The sequence below is a fragment of the Ornithinimicrobium sufpigmenti genome (assembly GCF_004322775.1).
GTDB classification, from domain to species: Bacteria; Actinomycetota; Actinomycetes; order Actinomycetales; family Dermatophilaceae; genus Ornithinicoccus; species Ornithinicoccus sufpigmenti.
Map to the genome: position 1 here is coordinate 493,381 of NZ_CP036403.1, position 17,191 is coordinate 510,571.

Genomic DNA, 17,191 nt, shown 5'->3' on the forward strand with positions numbered 1-17,191 from the left:
GTGCGGCCCCGACTACCCTGGGAGGGTGACCGGTCCCCGAAGCGATGCCCTCCCCGACGCCGCCGCCGACGCAGAGCTGCCCGAGCAGATCCGCGTCCGCAAGGGCAAGCGGGCAGCCATGCTGGAGGCCGGGATCGACCCCTACCCGGTGCAGGTGCCGGTCACCCATACCCTGGCGCAGGTCCGTGAGGCGTGGGGCGGCCTGGAGGCGGGGGAGGAGACCCAGGAGCTGGTCGGTGTGGCCGGCCGCGTGGTCTTCGTCCGCAATACCGGCAAGCTGGCCTTCGCCACGCTGCAGGCCGGTGACGGCACCCGCCTGCAGGCGATGCTCTCGCTGGCGGAGATCGGGGAGCAGGCGCTGGAGCGGTGGAAGGCGTGGGTGGACCTCGGGGACCACGTCTTCGTGCACGGGCGGGTGATCAGCTCCAGGCGCGGTGAGCTGTCGGTCATGGCCGACGAGTGGCGGATGGCGGCCAAGGCGCTGCGTCCCCTGCCGGTCCTGCACAAGGAGCAGTCCGAGGAGCAGCGGGTGCGCCAGCGCTACGTCGACCTGATCGTGCGGGAGGAGGCCCGGCAGATGGTCCTGGACCGGGCAGCCGCGACGCGGGCGGTGCGCCGGGTCCTCGAGGACGAGGGGTATGTCGAGCTCGAGACCCCGACGTTGCAGCTCGTGCACGGCGGGGCTAATGCCCGGCCCTTCCGTACCCACCTGAATGCCTTCGACCTGCCGATGACGTTGCGTATCGCGCTCGAGCTGCACCTCAAGCGCGCGGTGGTCGGGGGAATCGAGCGGGTCTACGAGATCGGGCGGATCTTCCGCAACGAGGGCATCGACTCCACCCACTCACCGGAATTCACCATGCTGGAGGCCTACCAGGCCTACGGCGACCAGCGCACCGTCGCCGATCTCACCCGGCGGATGATTCTCGCGGCGGCGGAGGCGCTCGGAAAGGGCACGCGGATCGAAACGCCCGTCGGCGTGGTGGAGCTTCGCGAGGAATGGCGGTGGCTGCCGTTCTACGAAGGCCTTTCCGAGGCGGTGGGCCAGCAGGTATCGGTGGGCAGTTCTCGCGAGGAACTCGCGGCCTTGGCCGAGCGGCACGACATTCCTGTCCAGCCCGGATGGGGCGCGGACAAGATCGCGCTGGAGATCTTCGGCGACGTCGTCGAGCCGACGCTGATTCAGCCCACCTTCGTCTGTGACTATCCCGCGCTCGCCCAGCCCCTGGCCCGGCCCCACCCGGAGCGGCCGGGCCTCATCGAGGCGTGGGACCTGGTCATCGGCGGCGTGGAGCGCGCGACCGGCTTCACCGAGCTCATCGACCCCGAGGTGCAGCGCCAGCGGCTGACCGAGCAGTCCCTGCTGGCGGCAGGTGGTGACCCCGAGGCGATGCAGCTGGACGAGGACTTCCTCCGCGCGCTCGAGTATGCGGCACCGCCGATGGGCGGCCTGGGGATGGGACTGGACCGCGTGCTCATGCTGCTCACCGGCACCGGGATCCGCGAGACGATCCTCTTTCCGTTCCTGAAGCCGGAGGCGTGATGTCGGAGCTGCTCCACGAGGGGTGGATGATCCTGGCGGCCCTGCTGCCCTCCATCGGACTCCTTTATCTATTCTTCGTCATCGTCAAGCACATGATCGAGGGTGACCGGCGCGAACGCGCCGCGCAGCGCGAGCTCGACCGGCTGGAGAGCGCGCCGGAGGATACGGCGCCTCGCTGAACCTCGGCTGAAGATATCTGCGCTGCAGAGGGCGGATTGTGCCGGTGGAGAAATGTGGGCCGGAAAAGGCGTTGCAGGGAGTTGCCGTGAATGCAACGGTATGCGCTACTGTGATCACGCCTGTCGGTCACCCGGCAGAATCAATCCCACCTCCCAAGGAGATAACGAATGGCACAGCGCGTCCAGGTGATCCTCGTCGACGATGTCAGCGGCGGTGACGCCACCGAGACCGTCGAGTTCGCGCTCGACGGTGTGACCTATGAGATCGACCTCAACGACGAGAACGCCACGCGGCTACGTGAGGACCTCGCTCCCTGGATCGGTCAGGCCCGTCGCTCCGGCGGCCGCCGGCAGACCCGCCGCCGTGGTTCCTCGGCCTCCGCCGGTCCGAGCGAGGACCTGAGCAAGATCCGCGAGTGGGGGCGCGAGAACGGCTTCAAGGTCAGCTCCCGGGGCCGCGTGTCCCAGGAGCTGCGCGACGCCTACGCCGCCGCGCACTGACCTCTGACCCTCGGTCGTCGACTTCCGAGCCCGGGCTGCCCTGCGGGGCGGCTCGGGTTCGCCCGTCCCCGGCCTCCGCGGGACCGGAGCTAGACCTCGTCCAGCGCGACCTGTGTCAGCTCGACCTCGCCGGCCGCCGCCGCCTCGACCTCGTCCCACGCCCGGGGCAGCGCCACCTGGGGGCGCTCCCGGCCACGCAGTGACCAGGGACAGATCGTCGTCTTGGCACCGTTGTTCTGGCTCCAGTCCAGAAAGATGCGGCCGGGCCGGACCGACTTGGCCATCTTGGCCGTGACCAGGTCCGGGTGCTCAGAGGCCAGCTCCTCGCCCAGGGCCTTGGCGACGGCGCTGACCTCGTCGGAGGTGCGGGTGCCCTCCAGGTCGGCGTAGAGCTGCATCCCCTTGGACCCGCTGGTCACCGGCCGGGTCTCCAGCCCGACGGCCTCCAGCTGTTCACGCACCATGAGCGCGACCCGGGCGCACTCCGCCAGGCCCGTCCCCGGCCCGGGGTCCAGGTCGACCACGAGCCGGTCCGGCAGCAGCGGCCCGCCCTGCTCGTCCACCCGCCACTGCGGGACGTGCAGCTCCAGGCTGCCCAGGTTCACCAGGTAGACCAGCGCCGCCAGGTCGGTGACCAGCGGGAAGGTCAGGTGCGAGTGGCCCCGCGAGGAACCCGGGGTCGGCACCGTCACCCGCGGCAGCCAGTCGGGGGCCCCCGACGGCAGGTTCTTCTCGAAGAAGTGCGCCTTCTCCACCCCTTCGGGCCAGCGGATCCGGGTGACCGGACGCCCTTCCAGCTCCGGCAGGATCTGCTCGGCATGGGTGACGTAGTAGGTGAGCACCTCCCCTTTGGTGGTGCCGGTCCTGGGGTAGAGGACCTTGTCCAGGTTGGAGACCTTGAGGGTCCGCCCGGCGACGCTGACGCTCTGGCTGCTCACGGCAGCTCCAGCAGGTCAAGGGGCGTGAGGTCCTCGCGCACGCCCTGGAAGCTGGGTTGGCGCAGCCGGCCCTCGCCGGGGGTGAGCCCGAGCGAGGCGACGTCGATGACCACTCTCGGCTCCAGCCACGTCGAGGCGGTCGCCTCCGCGCGCGGGATCGCCGTGGTGAAGGGGTATGGCGTGCCCGGCACCTGCGCCAGCCGCTCGGCCAGCACCAGCCCGGCGCGGCCGGCCAGCCCACTTCCCACCCGGCCCGCGTAGACCAGCTGGAGCCGGCCGGCCTCGTCCCGCAGCGGTCGGCCCTCGGCGTCGACGGCGGGGAGTCCCACGTGCACCGCTCCCAGTCGGGTGGCGGTGCCGGTCTGCGCCCGCCAGCCACCGATCACGACGCTCATGGTGTCGCGGTGGGGGAACTTCAGCCAGTCGGTGGAGCGCCCACCCTCCAGGTATGGAGCGGCCCGGCGCTTGCTCACCACGCCTTCCAGCCCCTGGTCCGCCGTCGCCGCGAGCAGCTGGACCCCGTCGTCGTAGACGGGGGAGACGAGCACCCCGGGGACGTCGTCGAGCAGGTCCTCCAACGCCGCCCGCCGGGCCGACCAGGGCAACCCGGTGAGCTGCATACCGTCCACGCGGAGCAGGTCGAAGGCGATGTAGGTGGCCGGCCGGGCCGCGGGCAGCTGGGCGGCGGCGGTGACCGAGCTGGTGTGCACCCGCTCCACCACGTGCCCGAACGACGGCCGGCCCCCGACCATCGCGACCGCCTCGCCGTCCAGGAGCAGGTCCTCCCCGACCTGGGCGATGGCGGCCAGCTCCGGGAAGGCCGCGGCGATGTCCCGGCCGCTGCGGGTCAGCAGGCGCTGGCCACCGCCGCGCACGTCCGCCAGCAGCCGGATGCCGTCCCACTTGATCTCGTGCGCCCAGCCCCGGCCACCAGGTGGGCCGGTGCGAGGGTCACCAGGGGTGGCGAGCATGGGGCGCATGGGTCCATCCTGGGGGGCGTGAGAGCGATCTGGAAGGGTGCCGTGTCGTTCGGGCTGGTCAACGTGCCCGTGCGGCTCTACTCCGCGACCGAGAACCACGACCTGAGCTTCCGTCAGGTGCGGGCCTCGGACGGCAGCCGCATCCGCTACAAGCGGGTGGCGCAGGCCGACGGCGAGGAGGTCGCCTACAAGGACATCGCGAAGGCCTACGAGACCGACGACGGCAAGACGGTGGTCCTCACCGACGAGGACCTGGCCAGCCTGCCCAACCGCAGCAGCAAGGAGATCAGCGTCGACCGGTTCGTTCCCGCGGACCAGATCGACCCCATCCTCTACGACAAGGCCTACTTCCTGGAGCCGGACGCGATGGGCGCCAAGGCCTACGGCCTGCTGCGGGAGGCCCTCCGCGAGACCGACCGCGTGGCCGTGGTGACGGTCTCGGTGCGGACGCGGATGACGATGGCGGTGCTGCGGGTCATGGGCGAGGCGATCGTGCTGCAGACCCTGCTCTGGCCCGACGAGGTGCGCGACGCCGGCCAGCTGGACCACCTCGGCGACGTCAGCGAGCCCAAGAAGGCCGAGATCGACATGGCCCGGATGCTGGTGGAGTCGATGGCCGGCGACTTCGAGCCCGAGGGCCACGTCGACGACTACAAGGAGGCCGTGGAGGCCCTGGTCGCGAGCAAGATCGAGGGCGGCGAGGTCACCGAGAGCCCCGACGCCGAGGACGAGGCGGAGTCCGGCGAGGTGGTGGACCTCCTGGCAGCGCTCCAGCGCTCCGTCGACCGGGCCAAGAAGGGCCGCGGCACGACGGCCGGGTCGGACCCCGGCCAGCAGTCCGAGGACGGCGGCGACGCCCACCAGGCCGAGGACACGGACGACGAGGCTGACGACGACGCCGACGAGGACGGGAAGGGCGGCAGCAAGGCCCCCGCGAAGAAGTCGACGGCCAGGAAGAGCACCTCGAGGAGCGCGGCCAAGAAGACGACGGCCAAGAAGACGACCGCAGCCAAGAGCCCGAGCAAGAGCACGTCAGGCCGGGCCAAGAAGGCCGGGTGACCGCCGTTCAGCGGGCCGCGAGGGCCGGCTGAGCCCTCCTCAGGAGGACGGGGTCGGTCCGGGCACCTCGCCGCGAGCCATCTTGGGGCTGCAGCCGAGCACCTGGTCCAGGGAGCGCGCCAGGGTCGCGGCTGTCGTGGTCAGGACTGGGGAGACGTCCTCGTCCGAGTCCGTGACCGCCTCCACCACCAGCGCGTAGGGCTCGTGGGTCCGCTGCCCGTCCACGACGCCGGCGCACATGGTCAGCCCGGTGACCCGCCGGGGGGACTGGTAGGCCTCGCCGAACCACTCCGGGCCCTCCGTGACGCCCTCCTGCTCCTGGGCCAGGGTCCGCTGGGGGCCCCAGGTGTCCCCGCCGCGCAGGACCGAGACCTGGATCACGCCTGCGTCACCGTCGCGGACCTCACAGACCCAGCTGTCCTCGTCGTTGGCGACGATGAGCTGGTAGGGGTCGCTCAGGTCGTGGCCGGCCACGGCCGCCTGGGTCTCCGGGTCGACGTAGCGGCACAGGAAGCCGCGCGCGGCCGGCGCGGCGGTGCTCCCGGCCAGCTCCGGCTCCGGGTCGCCGGGTGTCCCCGTGGTCTCCCCGGCGTCGAGGGTGTCGGGGGCGCCGGCCGCCGAGCCCGGCTGGGGGTCCACGCCCGAGGAGCAGGCGCCCAGGAACAGGGTGAAGGAGGCGGTCAGGGCCGCAACGATCGCGGGACGGGTGCGCATGGGGCGACATGGTAAAGGCCTTCGTTGGGAGCCTGGCGGGTTCCGCCGGAGGCGAACACGGGCAGCCGATGGAACACCGGTGGCGGACGGCGACGTTGTGATGACCAGACGCAACGTAGAGTGGCGTAGAGGACGACTCGGCCGAAGGAGACTCCACAATGTTCGAAAGGTTCACCGACCGCGCACGGCGGGTGGTGGTGCTCGCGCAGGAAGAGGCGCGCATGCTCAACCACAACTACATCGGCACCGAGCACCTGTTGCTGGGCCTGATCCACGAGGGTGAGGGCGTGGCCGCGAGGGCCCTGGAGTCGCTCGAGATCTCCCTGGACGCCGTCCGCCAGCAGGTGCAGGAAATCATCGGTCAGGGCCAGCAGAGCCCGACCGGACACATCCCGTTCACCCCCCGGGCCAAGAAGGTGCTGGAGCTCTCCCTCCGCGAGGGCCTGCAGCTCGGGCACAACTACATCGGCACCGAGCACCTTCTGCTCGGCCTCATCCGTGAGGGCGAGGGCGTGGCAGCGCAGGTGCTGGTCAAGCTGGGCGCCGACCTCAACCGGGTGCGCCAGCAGGTCATCCAGCTGCTGTCGGGCTACCAGGGCAAGGAGTCGGCGACCGCCGGCGTCGGGCCCTCCGGTGGCGCCGAGGGCCAGCAGGCCGGCTCGCTGGTCCTGGACCAGTTCGGTCGCAACCTGACCCAGGCCGCCCGCGAGGGCAAGCTGGACCCGGTCATCGGTCGCCAGCAGGAGATCGAGCGGGTCATGCAGATCCTCTCCCGCCGCACCAAGAACAACCCGGTGCTGATCGGCGAGCCCGGCGTCGGCAAGACCGCCGTCGTGGAGGGCCTGGCCCAGGACGTCGTCCGGGGCGACGTGCCGGAGACGCTGAAGGACAAGCAGCTGTACACCCTCGATCTCGGCGCGCTCGTGGCCGGGTCCCGCTACCGCGGTGACTTCGAGGAGCGGCTGAAGAAGGTGCTCAAGGAGATCCGCACCCGCGGTGACATCATCCTGTTCATCGACGAGATCCACACCCTGGTGGGTGCCGGTGCCGCCGAGGGCGCGATCGACGCCGCCAGCATCCTCAAGCCGATGCTGGCCCGTGGCGAGCTGCAGACCATCGGTGCCACCACGCTCGACGAGTACCGCAAGCACATCGAGAAGGACGCGGCGCTGGAGCGCCGCTTCCAGCCGATCCAGGTGGCCGAGCCCACGCTCAAGCACGCCATCGAGATCCTCAAGGGCCTGCGCGACCGTTACGAGGCCCACCACCGGGTGACGATCACCGACCAGGCGCTGGTGGCGGCGGCCTCGATGGCCGACCGCTACATCAACGACCGGTTCCTGCCGGACAAGGCGATCGACCTGATCGACGAGGCGGGTGCGCGGTTGCGGATCCGCCGGATGACCGCTCCGCCGGACCTGCGCGAGTTCGACGAGAAGATCGCCCACGCCCGCCGGGAGAAGGAGTCCGCGATCGACGGACAGGACTTCGAGAAGGCGGCCCGGCTGCGCGACGAGGAGCAGAAGCTCACCCAGGCGCGCGCCGCGCGGGAGAAGGAGTGGAAGAACGGCGACATGGACGTGGTCGCCGAGGTCGACGAGGAGCTGATCGCCGAGGTCCTCGCCGCCGCCACCGGCATCCCGGTCTTCAAGCTCACCGAGGAGGAGTCCAGCCGGCTGCTCAACATGGAGGCCGAGCTGCACAAGCGGATCATCGGCATGGACGACGCGATCATCGCGCTGTCGCAGGCGATCCGCCGCACCCGTGCCGGCCTGAAGGACCCGCGCCGCCCCGGTGGCTCGTTCATCTTCGCCGGCCCCACGGGCGTCGGCAAGACCGAGCTGGCCAAGACGCTGGCGGAGTTCCTCTTCGGTGACGAGGACGCGCTCATCACCCTGGACATGTCCGAGTACTCCGAGAAGCACACCGTCTCCCGGATGTTCGGCAGCCCGCCCGGGTACGTCGGCTACGAGGAGGGCGGCCAGCTCACCGAGAAGGTGCGGCGCAAGCCGTTCTCGGTCGTCCTCTTCGACGAGGTCGAGAAGGCCCACCCGGACATCTTCAACAGCCTGCTGCAGATCCTGGAGGACGGTCGCCTGACCGACAGCCAGGGCCGGGTGGTCGACTTCAAGAACACCGTCATCATCATGACCACCAACCTGGGCACCCGGGACATCTCCAAGGGCGTCTCGCTCGGCTTCTCCGCCGGGACCGACACCCAGAGCAGCTACGACCGGATGAAGAACAAGGTCACCGACGAGCTCAAGCAGCACTTCCGGCCCGAGTTCCTCAACCGCGTGGACGACATCATCGTCTTCCCCCAGCTGACCCAGGCCGAGATCGTCCAGATCGTGGACCTGATGATCGCCGGTCTCGACGAGCGGCTCAGGGACAAGGACATGGGGGTCGAGCTCACCCCGGCGGCCAAGGAGCTGCTGGCCAAGAAGGGCTACGACCCGGTGCTCGGTGCCCGGCCGTTGCGTCGTGCGATCCAGCGCGAGATCGAGGACCAGCTGTCCGAGAAGATCCTCTACGGCGAGATCGGTGCCGGCGAGATCGTCCTGGTCGACGTCGAGGACACCGGTGGTCGGGACAAGACCTCCGAGAAGGTGTTCACCTTCACCGGCCAGGAGAAGCCCTCCGAGGTCCCGGACACGCTGCCGGTCGAGGAGCAGACCGGCTGACCTGCGGGTCGACCCACCGCGCAACGCCAGCGGGCCGCATACCTCGTGGAGGTATGCGGCCCGCTGGCGTGTGCGGGACCGGGGTCCGGGCTAGAACCCCGACTCGGTCGGGCGGGGGTAGTACCGGGCGAACTTGCGCACGTGGTTGGCCTGCTGGACCAGGACGTAGGCGCGGCGGCGCAGGTTGAAGCGTTCGTAGAGCAGCGGGTGGACCGTGCGGCGGCGGGCGGCGGCCAGCACCCGGCGGCGCAGCTGGGGGTCGCGGACGTAGTGCAGGAGCATCAGCGGGGAGACGATGCAGTAGAGGATCTCGCGCATCCCACGGCGCGGCGCGCGCTGCAGCCCATGGACCACGTCGTCGACCACCGCGCCGACGATGTCGGCGCCGGCCGCAGTGGCGTAGTAGTTGTTGCGACCCATCCGCGGGTTCATCTCCATGAAGCAGGTCGTGCCCGTGCGGGGGTCGATCTTGGCGTCGATGTTGGCGAAGCCCCAGTAGTCCACCTCGCCCAGGATCCGCTCGGCCGCGTCCATCAGCTCGGTCATCGGCGTGGTGATCATCGCGGCCGGGTTGCCCAGCGCCATCGGGTGGTGCTCGCCCAGCAGCACCTGCGCGGTGGCCAGCGCGGTGACGGTGCCGTGCCGGTCGACGTACGCCACCACCGAGAGCTCGTGGGTGTCGTCCCCCGGGATCAGCTCCTGCACCAGGAAGTCGCCGCGGAAGCCGGCCCCCGCGAGGGTGCGTGCCAGGTCGGCCCACTCCTCCGGGGTGTCGAGGAACCAGATCTTGCGGTAGCCGGGGAAGCGCAGGTTCTCGTAGGAGGCGCCGTTGTCCGGCTTGGCCACGACCGGGAAGGGCACCTGCACCGGGTCGGGGGTCCAGCCGGGCTCGCCGGCGGCGGCGAAGCTGATCACGCTGGTGCGCGGGGTGGCCAGACCGAGTCGCTCGCAGATCTGGGCGAAGTGCGTCTTGTCGGCCACCTGGGCGAGCGTCTGCTCGGACAGGTGGGGGAAGACGTAGAGCTCGCCCAGCTCCTCGGCGTGCTCGGCGAACAGCTGGGCGTGCGAGTCGGCGTTGCACAGCAGCAGCAGCGGCACCTGGGGAGACTGCTCGCGCAGCAGCCGACCCTGCGCGAGCAGCGTGGAGATGACCTCCTCGCGCCCGCCGTCCGGGGTGAGCTCGACGACGTTCGCGATCCGGGACCAGGCGATGCCGCCGGTGACCGCCCGGGCCACGATCGTGGACCGGACCCCGTAGGCCTCGTGGAAGGCCCGGGCCAGGGCGTAGATCCCCTGGTCGGTGCCCAGCAGCACGGGGTGGAAGGGCGCGGCGGCGGCACCGGTCGAGCCGGCGGAGGCGGCCGGGGCGGGGGTGGTCATGGATCAGGATGCTAGTGGGGCGTGGGCTCGCGGGTGATCCCGGGCACGGACGCGCTCCGGCCACCTGCCCAGGAAGCCTAGACTCGGGGACCGTGACGGTGAATATGCACGTGCACCACATCGGACCGGACGACCGCGGGCGCTACGAGGACGTCCTCGACTCCCTCGGCCCCTGCGAGCAGCTGACCTTCTACCACTCCTGGGAGTGGGGTGAGGTGATCGCCGAGCGGACCGGTCGCCTGGAGCGCGTGGCGCTCGAGCAGGACGGGGAGCTGGTCGGCGTCGCCCAGGTCGGGCTGCACGAGGACCACAAGGTGGTGTTCTGGTACGCCCCCCGCGGGCTGGCCATGGACCACTCCGACCCCGAGCGGGTGACGGCGGCCTACGGTGCCCTGCGCGACCACTTCCGCGGCCGCGAGGGTGCCGCCTTCCTGCGCGTCGACCCCACCGTGCTGCAGGGGACGCCGGCCGAGGCGGCCCTCGATGCCGCCGGCGGCAAGCGGGCCGCGATCTTCACCCAGGTCGAGCGGTGCTGGGTCGCCGAGGTGCAGCCCACCCCGGAGGCGCAGCTGGAGTGGCTCAAGGCGCACGGCCTGAAGAGCAACACCCGCCGGTTGTTCAACAAGTCCCGCAAGGCCGGCGTCACCGTCCGCGCCAGCGACGACCCTCAGGACCTGGAGACGCTGATCACCATGCTCCGCGAGCTCGACGCACGCAAGGGCGGCATCGGCAAGCACGACGACGAGCACTACCGGACCCAGTTCGCGCACATGGCGCCGGCCGGGTACCAGAAGGTGTTCCTGGCCGAGAAGGACGGCCGAGTCGGCGCGGCCTCGCTGATGGCGATCTACGGCGGCGAGGCCAGCTTCCTGCACGGCGCCAGCTCGGCGGACGAGGACTTCCGCCGGCTCTCGCCGAGCTACCTCCTGCACCAGGAGACGATGGCCTGGTTGGCCGCGCACCGGCCCGAGGTCACCCGCTACAACTTCTGGGGCATCGTCTCCGACGAGAACCGCCGACCCGAGCACCCTCGGCACGGCTACTCGGAGTTCAAGCGCAGCTTCGGCGGTTACAAGGTGGAGTACGTCCGGGCGCGGGAGTTCGTCTACCACCCGCTGCGCCGCTCCGCGCTCTACCTGCTGGAGACCTACCGCACCAGGCGCTACCAGAACGACTGAGCTCACCTCAGACACCTGAGGTCGCCCGAGAGCAGCTGCGGTCCCCTGCGATCAGCCGAGGTCGTCCTCGGGCCGCGTCACCCTGCCTAGACTGGCTGGGTGAGCTCCACGAAGACCGACCGACTCTCCGCCGATGTCCGCGTGCAGCTGGCCGGCCTGTCCGGCACCGACCCCACCGACTGGCACCTGCTCTCCAAGGGCCGGCACGCGATGATGCTGGCGATGGCCCAGCAGCCGGCCGGTGAGGTGCTCAACCAGCCGCTGACCTGTCTGACCGCGGTGGCGCCGGCGATCTCGGCCGGTCACCGGCCCACCTACGCCGACATCGACGCCGACACCCTGGCGCTCGAGCCCGCCCGGGCCGCCGAGGCCATCACGGAGCGGACCCGCGTCGTCGTCGGCCAGCACACCTTCGGCGCCGCGGCCCCCATGGAGGCGCTGCGCGCGCTGCTGCCCGACGGGGTGATGCTCATGGAGGACTCCGCCCACTGCCTGGGTGAGATCGCCCGGGGCGCCGACGGGGCGCCGGTGGCCGACGTGTCCATCCACAGCTTCGGGCTGGAGAAGATGCTTCCCACGCGCACCGGTGCCGCGGTCTGGGTGAACCCGGATGCGGCCGGACAGCCCTGGCACGCGCCGCTCCTGACGGTCCTGCGCGGCCTGGACGCCGCCGGACGGCGGCAGCGGGTCGCCGACGTCATCTCCCCCCAGGTCCGCCGCGTCGCCCGCAAGCTCGGTGCGCCCGGCGCCAGGGCGGTCTCCCTCGCCGCCCGGACCGGTCTGGTGGAGGAGGTCATCATGGCCTCCGAGCGGGACGGCCTCATCGCGGGGACCCCGAGCCGGCTCACCGGCACCGCGCTCACCGCGGTGGCCCGGGAGCTGCCCGGGCTCGCCGCCTCGCAGCGGCACCGCAGGCGGGTCGCGGACATCTACCGGGAAGGGCTGGCCGAGGTCGACGGGGTCACCCGGCCCGCGGCGCTCGACGCGCCGGAACGCTCCCTGGTGCGCTACCCCATACTCCTGCCCTCCCTCGCGCAGGCGCAGGCCTGCTTCACCGCGCTCCAGGACGAGGGCCTGGTGCCGGGCCTGTGGTACCGCCCGCTGCTCTTCCCCGGCCCCACCGACCCCGCGCCGTTTGCCTACGACCCCGCCACCTGCCCGGTCGCGGAGGACGTCAGCAGCCGGATCCTCAACCTGCCCACCGCACCGTTCGTCACCGAGGAGATGGCCCGCCGCGCCGTGACGGTCGTCCTGGCCGTCCTGCGCGACCACGCGCGATGAGGCTCTCCCTGCAGGGATAGGTTGGACCGGTGCCCGTCCTCGACCTCACCGACCCTGCCGCCGTCGAGCGGTATGCCGACTTCGTCCGCTCCCACCCGCTGCGGGCGGTGAGCCAGGACCTCCGGTGGGGGATCGTCAAGGACGACTGGGGGCAGGAGGCGGTCTACGTCGAGGAGGACGGGCGGATCGTCGCGGCGATGACCCTGCTCGTGCGCCGGCTGCCCGGTCGCTTCTCCGTGCTGTACGCGCCCCGGGGCCCGCTGGTGGACTGGGCGGACAGGGACCTGGTGCGCCGGATCCTGGCCGAGGCCGAGCCGCTGGCCCGCAAGCACCGGGCGATCATGACCAAGGTCGACCCGGAGGTGCGCTTCAGCGAGGAGCTGGACGGCTGGCTGCGCGCGCAGCCCGGCTGGGTCGTCAAGAACGTCGGCGCCGGGAAGGACGACCTGGTCCAGCCGCGCTACTGCATGATCGTCCGCCTGCAGGACGAGGCCGGCGAGCCGCTGACCGAGGACGAGCTGCTGGCCAAGTACGACGGCAAGGCTCGCAACCGCGTCCGCACCGGACGCAAGAAGGGTGTCACCACCGAGGCCGTGGACACCCCGGAGGGGCTGTCCACCTTCCACGACATTTACACCTTCATGGCCCGCCGCAACGAGATCACCGCCCGCGGCCTGCCCTACTTCCACCGGATGCGCGAAGCCTTCGGCGAGCGGATGCGGGTCACCCACGCCCGGCACGAGGACGACGTGCTGGCGGCCTCGGTCACCATCGACTACTGGGGCAAGCTCTACTACCTCTACGCTGGCTCCACCGACGTCAAGCGCAACCTCAGCGCCAACCAGGTGATGAACCACGAGCTGATGGCGTGGGGGCTGTCCACCGGAGCGGAGTCCTACGACATGGGCGGCGTCTTCACCCTGGACACCTCCGACGGCCTCTACCTGTTCAAGCGGGCCTTCTGCAAGGGCGACGGCGGCGCCACCGAGTTCATCGGTGAGGTCGACATCGTCCACCACAAGGCCATGTATGCCGTGCTCCAGCGCCTGGTGCCCCGGGTGCAGAAGGCCCGCCGCGACCTCGCCGGGAGGGTCTCGCAGGTCCGCAAGCGGATCGCGACCGCCCGCTCCTGAACCGCGTCGCTCAGGAGGGCAGCTGGAAGCGGTCGTCGGCCAGCGCCTCGACCAGGCCCTCGTGCAGCAGGGCGCCCAGGCAGCGCTCGTGCTGCGCGCCGTCCGGCCACAGCGCGGCGAGCGCCGCTCCGGGGACCGGACCGTGGGCCTCCCGGAGCGCCTGCACGATCCGGCCGCGGCACTGGCGGTCGGTGCCCTCCCAGGCCTGGCCGCGGCGTGGTGGCCCGTCGTAGGGCGGGTAGCCGGCCAGCCGCCAGGCGCACAGGTGCGCGACCGGGCAGTCGCCGCAGCGCGGGGCCCGGGCGGTGCAGACGAGCGCGCCCAGCTCCATGACCGCGACGTTCCAGGTGCTGGTCTCGACGTCGTCGTCGGGCAGCAGCGCCGTCGCCAGGTCGACCTCGGCCCGGGTCAGGCTCGGCGCGGGCAGCGCCGTCCCGGTGACCGCGCGGGCCTGCACCCGGCGCACGTTGGTGTCGACCACGGTGGCGCGCCGGCCGAAGGCGAAGGCGGCCACCGCGGCCGCGGTGTAGTCGCCGATGCCGGGCAGGGTCCGCAGGGTCGCCTCCTCGGCGGGCACCTCGCCGCCGTGCTCCTCCCGGATCGTGGTGGCTGCGGCGTGCAGGCGCAGCGCCCTGCGGGGGTAGCCGAGCCGCCCCCACTCGCGGACCGCCTCGCCGGGGGACGCCGAGGCCAGCGCCGACGGCGTGGGCCACAGCGTCATCCAGCGCGTCCACACGGGCAGGACCCGGGCGACGGGCGTCTGCTGGAGCATCACCTCCGAGACCAGCACCCCCCAGGGCGAGCACTCGGGGTGGCGCCACGGCAGGTCGCGGCGCGCTTCGGCATACCACTGCAGCAGGGGGGTATGGAGCGCCCCGTACCGCTCCCCGCGGGGGTCGGGCATCAGGAGTAGCGCTCCAGGATGGAGTTCTCCGCCAGCCGGGACAGCCCCTCGCGGACGGCCCGGGCCCGGGTCTCACCGACGCCCTCCACCTGCATCAGGTCCTCCAGGCTGGCCGACAGCAGGGCCTGGAAGCCGCCGAAGTGGCTGACCAGGCGTTCCACGATGGCGCCGGGGAGGCGGGGGATGCGGTGCAGCAGCCGGTAGCCCAGCGGGCTGAGCTGCTGGTGGTCCATGCCGTCGCCGATGACGTGGATGCCGAGCGCGCGGGCCACGGCGGCCAGGTCGATGAGCTCGGTCGAGTCCAGGCCGGCCAGGGCCTCGAGCACCTGGTCGGGGGCGTGCGGGCCGTCGTCGTGGGCGGCGTAGTCGTGGATGAGCAGCTCACGCTCCCGCGTGACACCGCCGGTGAGCTCGTCGAGCTGCAGGCCGATGAGCCGGCCGTCGACGCCGAGCTGGATGACGTACTGCTCGATCTCCGCGCTGATCCGCCGCACCATCTCCAGGCGCTGCAGCGCGGTCGCCAGGTCGCGGACGGTGACGAGGTCCTCGATCTCCAGCGCGGACAGGCTGGCGTTGACCTCGTCGAGGCGGGTGCGGTAGCGCTCCAGCGTCTGCAGCGCCTGGTTGGCCTGCGCCATCACCTGGATCCGGTCCTCGAGGATGTGCCGGGCGTGCCCGACGTAGAGGGAGATCGTCGACATCGACTGGCTGACGCAGATCACGGGGGCGCCCGTCTGCTTCGCCGTGCGCTCCGCGGTGCGGTGCCGGGTGCCGCTCTCCTGGGTCTCCAGGCCGCGGTCCGGGGTGAGCTGGGTGCCGGCACGGACGAACCTGCCGTCCTTGCTGATGAGGATGGCCCCGTCCATCTTGGCCAGCTCGCGCAGCCGGGGGGCGGAGAACTCCACGTCCAGCTGGAAGCCACCGGAGCACAGCGCCTCCACGGACCGGTCGGCCTCGAGGACGATGAGGGCGCCCGTGCGCCCGCGCAGCACCCGCTCCAGGCCGTCGCGGAGCTCGGTGCCGGGCGCGACGGCCGCCAGGGTCTGCAGGATCTCGTCGTCGAGGCGCTGCGCCACGTGTCACCAGCCTTCCCATGGGTGCGCCCGACCGGCGTGGCGCCCACTCTGCGCCCCGATGATAGGTCGCGCCGCGGTTCCGACGGCCCGCCCGGCGGATTCTTTACAGATTCTTGATCTTCGGTGCGATTCCTGGCTGCCGCCACCGTGCCGGCCAGTGGCCCCGCCGGTCGGTGCCCCGCTGGTGTGACCCGCCTGCTCAGCGACCAGCCATCGTGCCGGCCGGGGGACCTGCGATGGTCGCGGTGGCGTGCGCGGCCGCGAGCACGAGACCGACCGCGTCGGCGAGGGTGGCGACCTCGTGGATCCGCATCCCCGCCGGTGGCCGGCCCTCCGTGAGCGAGCCTTCCGGGACCACGGCCTCGGTGAAGCCGATCCGGGCCGCCTCGGTCAGCCGTCGGGGGAGCCCGGTCACCGGCCGCAGGTCGCCGGAGAGCCCGACCTCGCCGACGGCGATCGTGCTGAGCGGCAGCGCCAGGTCGGCCCGGGCACTGGCCAGTGCGAGCGCCAGGGCCAGGTCGACGGCCGGCTCGCCCAGCCGGACACCGCCGACGGTCGAGGCGTAGCAGTCGTGCTTGGCCAGGGGCACCCCGCCGCGCTGGCTGAGCACGGCCAGCACCATCGCCAGCCGGGCGGAGTCCAGCCCGCTGGTGGTGCGCCGGGGCGAGCCGGTCTCCTCGGCGCTGACCAGGGCCTGCACCTCGGCCACCAGCGGGCGGCGGCCCTCCAGGGTGACGGTGACGCAGGTGCCGGGGACGGGCCGGTCGCGGCTGGTCAGGAACAGGCCGCTGGGGTCCGCCAGCCCGCGGATCCCGCCGTCGCCCAGGTCGAAGCAGCCGACCTCGTCGGTGGGGCCGAACCGGTTCTTCACCGCCCGGACCATCCGCAGCCGGCTGTGCCGCTCGCCCTCGAAGCCCACGACGACATCGACCAGGTGCTCCAGCACCCGCGGGCCCGCGATGTTGCCGTCCTTGGTGACGTGGCCGACGAGGATCGCGGCCGTGTTGGACGACTTCGCCACCTGGATGAGTGCGGCGGCCACCTCCCGGACCTGGCTGACGTTGCCGGGGGAACCGTCGACGTCGGCGCTGGCGACCGTCTGGACCGAGTCGATGACGAACAGGCTCGGCGCCACGGAGGAGATCTGGCCGAGCACTGTGGCCAGGTCGGTCTCGGAGGCGAGGTAGAGGGTGTCGGCGACCGCACCGATCCGCTCCGCCCGCAGCTTGACCTGCGCAGCCGACTCCTCCCCGGAGACGTAGAGCACCCGCTCGCCCGTGCGGGCGGCGCGGGCGGCCACGTCCAGGGCCAGCGTGGACTTGCCGATGCCCGGCTCGCCGGCCATCAGCACGACCGCTCCCGGCACGATCCCGCCGCCGAGCACCCGGTCAAACTCCTCCACCCCGGTCGAGCGGGCCTGCGCCTGCTCCGCGTCCACCTCGGCGATCGGCACAGCCGGTCGTGCGGGCGCGACCGCGCTGGTCCGCGCCGAGGTGGGTGCACCGACCTCGGCCACCGTCCCCCACGCCTGGCACTCCCCGCACCGGCCCACCCACTTCACGGCCGCCCAGCCGCATTCGGTGCACCGGTAGGAAGGCCTGGTCCCGCTCTTGCTCGCCACGCCCCCGAGGGTATGCCGTG

15 protein-coding genes are annotated in these 17,191 nt (G+C 71.8%); 8 read left to right on the forward strand and 7 right to left on the reverse strand.

Features of this window, described 5'->3' with window-relative positions:
• The first annotated feature begins 25 nt into the window (after window positions 1–25).
• The 3 genes from lysS (at window position 26) to ESZ52_RS02345 (ending at window position 2,223) form a co-directional block, all read left to right on the forward strand.
• Complete coding sequence (gene lysS / locus ESZ52_RS02335; protein ID WP_131103516.1) at window positions 26–1,543, forward strand: lysine--tRNA ligase; 1,518 nt, start codon at window positions 26–28, stop codon at window positions 1,541–1,543.
• Window positions 1,543–1,722: a hypothetical protein gene (locus ESZ52_RS02340; RefSeq protein ID WP_131103517.1), complete on the forward strand. Its 180-nt coding sequence runs from the start codon at window positions 1,543–1,545 to the stop codon at window positions 1,720–1,722. The genes lysS and ESZ52_RS02340 overlap by 1 nt, the downstream gene beginning before the upstream one ends.
• A 168-nt stretch (window positions 1,723–1,890) precedes the next feature.
• Entirely contained in the window at window positions 1,891–2,223 is a 333-nt protein-coding gene (locus ESZ52_RS02345; protein ID WP_131103518.1) for a histone-like nucleoid-structuring protein Lsr2, read from the forward strand.
• Window positions 2,224–2,312: 89 nt separating this feature from the next.
• On the opposite strand, the gene ligD is transcribed toward ESZ52_RS02345, so the two are convergent.
• Window positions 2,313–3,161 carry a non-homologous end-joining DNA ligase gene (ligD, locus tag ESZ52_RS02350; RefSeq protein WP_131103519.1) on the reverse strand — a complete coding sequence of 283 codons (849 nt, stop codon included), beginning with the start codon at window positions 3,159–3,161 and terminating at the stop codon, window positions 2,313–2,315.
• Window positions 3,158–4,141, reverse strand: a complete 984-nt coding sequence (locus ESZ52_RS02355) for an ATP-dependent DNA ligase (protein WP_131103520.1) — start codon at window positions 4,139–4,141, stop codon at window positions 3,158–3,160. The genes ligD and ESZ52_RS02355 overlap by 4 nt, the downstream gene beginning before the upstream one ends.
• Window positions 4,142–4,159: 18 nt before the next feature.
• On the opposite strand from ESZ52_RS02355, the gene ku reads away from it, so the two are divergent.
• Entirely contained in the window at window positions 4,160–5,200 is a 1,041-nt protein-coding gene (gene ku / locus ESZ52_RS02360; protein WP_131103521.1) for a non-homologous end joining protein Ku, read from the forward strand.
• Window positions 5,201–5,239: 39 nt separating this feature from the next.
• Here ku and ESZ52_RS02365 read toward each other — a convergent pair whose 3' ends face one another.
• Window positions 5,240–5,914, reverse strand: a complete 675-nt coding sequence (locus ESZ52_RS02365; protein ID WP_131103522.1) for a hypothetical protein — start codon at window positions 5,912–5,914, stop codon at window positions 5,240–5,242.
• Between the two features lie 158 nt (window positions 5,915–6,072).
• Between ESZ52_RS02365 and ESZ52_RS02370 the strand changes: the two genes are divergently transcribed.
• Complete coding sequence (locus ESZ52_RS02370) at window positions 6,073–8,598, forward strand: ATP-dependent Clp protease ATP-binding subunit (RefSeq protein ID WP_131103523.1); 2,526 nt, start codon at window positions 6,073–6,075, stop codon at window positions 8,596–8,598.
• Window positions 8,599–8,688: 90 nt separating this feature from the next.
• Here ESZ52_RS02370 and ESZ52_RS02375 read toward each other — a convergent pair whose 3' ends face one another.
• Complete coding sequence (locus ESZ52_RS02375; RefSeq protein WP_131103524.1) at window positions 8,689–9,978, reverse strand: carboxylate--amine ligase; 1,290 nt, start codon at window positions 9,976–9,978, stop codon at window positions 8,689–8,691.
• 92 nt (window positions 9,979–10,070) lie between these two features.
• Between ESZ52_RS02375 and ESZ52_RS02380 the strand changes: the two genes are divergently transcribed.
• The 3 genes from ESZ52_RS02380 to ESZ52_RS02390 all read left to right on the forward strand — a co-directional run bounded on the left by ESZ52_RS02380 (window position 10,071) and on the right by ESZ52_RS02390 (window position 13,570).
• The gene (locus tag ESZ52_RS02380) at window positions 10,071–11,156 is read left to right on the forward strand and encodes a lipid II:glycine glycyltransferase FemX (RefSeq protein ID WP_181009801.1); all 1,086 of its coding nucleotides are present in this window, start codon (window positions 10,071–10,073) and stop codon (window positions 11,154–11,156) included.
• A 99-nt stretch (window positions 11,157–11,255) separates the two neighbouring features.
• Window positions 11,256–12,437: a DegT/DnrJ/EryC1/StrS family aminotransferase gene (locus tag ESZ52_RS02385; protein ID WP_131103526.1), complete on the forward strand. Its 1,182-nt coding sequence runs from the start codon at window positions 11,256–11,258 to the stop codon at window positions 12,435–12,437.
• Between the two features lie 29 nt (window positions 12,438–12,466).
• Entirely contained in the window at window positions 12,467–13,570 is a 1,104-nt protein-coding gene (locus ESZ52_RS02390) for a lipid II:glycine glycyltransferase FemX (RefSeq protein ID WP_131103527.1), read from the forward strand.
• Between the two features lie 10 nt (window positions 13,571–13,580).
• On the opposite strand, the gene ESZ52_RS02395 is transcribed toward ESZ52_RS02390, so the two are convergent.
• From ESZ52_RS02395 to radA, 3 genes are all read right to left on the reverse strand, one after another.
• Window positions 13,581–14,474: an HhH-GPD family protein gene (locus tag ESZ52_RS02395; RefSeq protein WP_131103528.1), complete on the reverse strand. Its 894-nt coding sequence runs from the start codon at window positions 14,472–14,474 to the stop codon at window positions 13,581–13,583.
• Entirely contained in the window at window positions 14,474–15,550 is a 1,077-nt protein-coding gene (gene disA, locus ESZ52_RS02400) for a DNA integrity scanning diadenylate cyclase DisA (RefSeq protein ID WP_131103529.1), read from the reverse strand. The genes ESZ52_RS02395 and disA overlap by 1 nt, the downstream gene beginning before the upstream one ends.
• Window positions 15,551–15,749: 199 nt before the next feature.
• Entirely contained in the window at window positions 15,750–17,171 is a 1,422-nt protein-coding gene (gene radA, locus ESZ52_RS02405; protein WP_131103530.1) for a DNA repair protein RadA, read from the reverse strand.
• Window positions 17,172–17,191 lie beyond the last annotated feature (20 nt).